This is a genomic window from Candidatus Jordarchaeum sp. (assembly GCF_052745115.1).
Genome location: NZ_JBRAKS010000398.1, coordinates 1 through 3,370 on the forward strand (window position 1 = coordinate 1; position 3,370 = coordinate 3,370).

Below are 3,370 nucleotides of genomic sequence, written 5' to 3' on the forward strand. Positions count from 1 at the left end.
AAATAAAATCAATCAAAAGGTATGAAAATTTAAAAAAAATCAGATTAAACCCTCATAAAGCTTACAGAAGGGGAATTCGTGAAAAGCGTGGTTCGGTTAAACTTTAGGGAAGTACATGACCGTTCCGCACTTTTCAAAATGGGAGAAAACCTTTTTGTGAAAGACGAGCGTGCGTGTATTCAGCGACCACCCAAAGGAATAGCTACCTAAATGCGCATGCTCGTCTATACCTATATTGATTTTGCCTTGGTTTTGAACTGGTTTTCGTAAAGCTGCTTTACTTTCTTTATGGTATCGATATTTTCCATGTCTTTGTCGTCTCTTATTCTTTTTATTCTTGCGAATCGGAGGGCGTATCCGGATTCATATTTGGGTGATTTTTGTATTTCGTCAAAAATGGTTTCCACAACTATTTCGGGTTTAACTTTTACAGTTCTTCCATCCTCAAATGTTTTTATTTTTTCTAGTTTCTTGGTGATATCTTCAAATTCTTCGTCTGTGAGTCCTTTGAATGTTTTTCCTATTGTTTGAAGTTCTCCCGATTCCCCATTTCGAGCAGCTAGGTAGTAATCGCTGAGCCATTTTACTCTTCGTCCGTATCCCCAATCTGCGCCTACTATTACCAGATCAAGTGTTTCGGTCTCTTTTATTTTTAGCCACTTTTTTCCTCTTCTACCAGGAGTGTATTTGCTTTCAATCTTTTTGGCTATTAATCCCTCATGACCTTTTCCCCGTGCATCTTTAAAAAATTCTTGAGCCTTATTTTGGTCTCCGGTCACTAACTGGGGAACCAGTTCAATCTTACCAGAAATATTGGACAGAATTTTTCTTCTCTCTCTATAGGGCTGGTCTATTAGTAGGTTACCATCTAGGTAAATTATGTCGAATAGGTAAAGTTTTACGGGGATTTCGTTTACCATTTCTTTTATTCTCTTGATTCTGCGGAATCGCCTCATTAGATTTTGGAAGGGAAGAGGTCGTGCATCATTGCTTATGGCTATTACTTCGCCCTCAATTATAGCATTCTCACATTGAATATTGTTACTAATTTTTTCTACTATTTCAGGTAAACTCATTGTTACTTCGGTTAGCTTTCGACTAAAAATCCTAATCTCCCCGTTGAGGATGTGTATCTGTAGTCTAGCACCATCAAGCTTATATTCTAAGCTGGTTTCTCCTCCGTGTTCTTTGAGTGCCTCAGCAACATTCTCCACAGACTGTGCTAGCATAGGTCTTATGGGACGAAATGGAATTGGTCTAACTTCTTTAAGTGATTGAGAACCGTTCAGGAAAGCCTTTTCCGCTACTTCCCCAAGATCTCCAATTAACATATGTGCTCTTTTAACCGTCTCTAAAGGTACTCCAGTAGCCTTTGCTATAGCCTCCTCCATTAATCCTGAAGAAGCCCCGTGCCTCATTTCTCCAATGAGGTTTTTTATTATATACTTTGTTTCCAAAGGACTTGCCCTACTTAGTAGACTTAGAAGTATGTTTTCTTTTTTCTTTTTTGAACCGCCTCCCTTGATTTCAGAAATACTTTGGTAGCTATTATAAACCTCCAATATTGTCAGCGGTTTAGAGAGTAGAGTGGTTTGTTTTGAAAGATCTTTTTTAAGCATTAACAATTGGGCCATATCACCGAGATCTCCCTTCTCGCTAAAGGCCTGCAACATTTGTTGGTCTGAGGCTTTGGTGATATTTTTTATCACTTTAATGGTGGTTCTCCAAGACAAATCTAGTGTTTGGGGGCTCCACTCTGGGAAGGTTTTACCCACTATCATTCTAATCGAAGGCGCAACTTCTTCGGGAAATATTTTATTCAGAAATTGGGCAATAAGCTCAATGATTACTAGTCTTTTAGTTGTTGATTCTATTTCCTCACATAGTTCAGCAAGATCTTTGTAAAATGTTTCACTCAAGTCACGAGACGCCCCAGCAGACCTTAAATTATATTCAAGCTTGAAAGCTTTTGAAAACTCTATTAAGTTTTCCCTATGGTAAATCTTGCTATAAGGTTTTTTCTAGATTGTAAAATCGGTTAGAAATGGAATGAGGAAAAATAAAAAAGACTGATAAATTTTTAGGGGAGAGAACTAAGGATTACGTCAGTTATGTGCATTATTTGTTTTCCTTTTTCTTTTTTTCTTGAGGTATAGCTGAAGTTAAAGGTGCAAAATGCGCACGGTGAAACTAATATATCATTCTTCATTGAGTCTAGTGTTCTAGCCGCTATGTCCGTGGAAAGGTCTCGGAAAGCGGATCTTACTCCTGAACCTGCTCCGCAACAGTTTGCCTTTTCTCTATTGTTCTCTAATTCTAATATTTTTGCTCCGCAGGCCTTTAGTAATTCTCGGGGCTCCTCGTAGATGCCTTCCGCTCTTCCCAGGTGGCAGGGATCATGATAGGATAACTCTCTTTTCACCTTTTTCAATTTTAATTGTCCCTTATTATACAGATCATAAAGTATTTCCACAATGTGATAAACTTCAAAGTCTGCCTTTTTTAGAATTATGGGGTAATAGTTTTTAAAGCATCTGTAACATCCGGCACAAGGGGAGATTATTCTCTTTATTCCGAGTTTCTTAAATTTCTCAGCATTTTCTCGAAACTTTTTCTCCGCAAGATCCACCCTTCCCGACTCGAAGAGATAAGTACCACAACAACCTTCGTCCTTTATTACTCGGAAATCGACTCCAGCTTTTTTCAGAACCTGGTAAGCTGAACTAGCAGAATCCTTAATCAAATAGGACTCAAGACAACCCAAATAGAGGAGAGTATCTGAATCTTTTTCAAAGTATTCTTCGGACATCCATTCAAGTCTAGCTTCCGGGTCACCGTTAACAGAGTTTCCCTTCTCCATAATACCACTAATTATCTTTTGGTGCGCCTCCAGAGGGCCGAGGCCCTTCTTCACTAATTCTTTTTTAGCTTTATCAACAATTTCGGAAACAGGTATCTCGTAAGGGCAAATTTTGTCGCACTTTTCACAGCATAAACAACTATAAAGGCTCTCAATCTCCTTCTGGGAAATCACCCCACCTTCAAATGCTTTCTTAGATATTTGTAATCTAGAAATAGGATTTAACAAGTCATCATCAGTCTCGATATAAGTAGGACACACATCAACACATTGCTCGCAATTAATACAAGAATTAATAAAATCTAATAATCTATTTTTGTCACCCATAATCTTCACCATAGAAAATCAATAAATCTCAATCAAATATAATAAACAACTAGAAAAAACGTAAATTGCTATTACGTATAAGCTATTCGGTTACTCCTAGCTTTTAACAAAAAATGACCAAAAATTTTAAAATAAAAAACTTTCAATCTCCGTAGCTGGAGAACGGTTTTTGCAAGGGTTGTA

At 37.6% G+C, this 3,370-nt stretch carries 2 protein-coding genes; both read right to left on the bottom strand.

The window, feature by feature from the left end; all coding sequences use genetic code 11:
- Positions 1–230 precede the first annotated feature (230 nt).
- Complete coding sequence (locus ACUVXA_RS18480) at positions 231–1,919, bottom strand: ATP-dependent DNA ligase (RefSeq protein ID WP_445872762.1); 1,689 nt, start codon at positions 1,917–1,919, stop codon at positions 231–233.
- A gap of 161 nt (positions 1,920–2,080) precedes the next feature.
- Positions 2,081–3,187: a (Fe-S)-binding protein gene (locus ACUVXA_RS18485; RefSeq protein WP_445872763.1), complete on the bottom strand. Its 1,107-nt coding sequence runs from the start codon at positions 3,185–3,187 to the stop codon at positions 2,081–2,083.
- Positions 3,188–3,370: the final 183 nt, after the last annotated feature.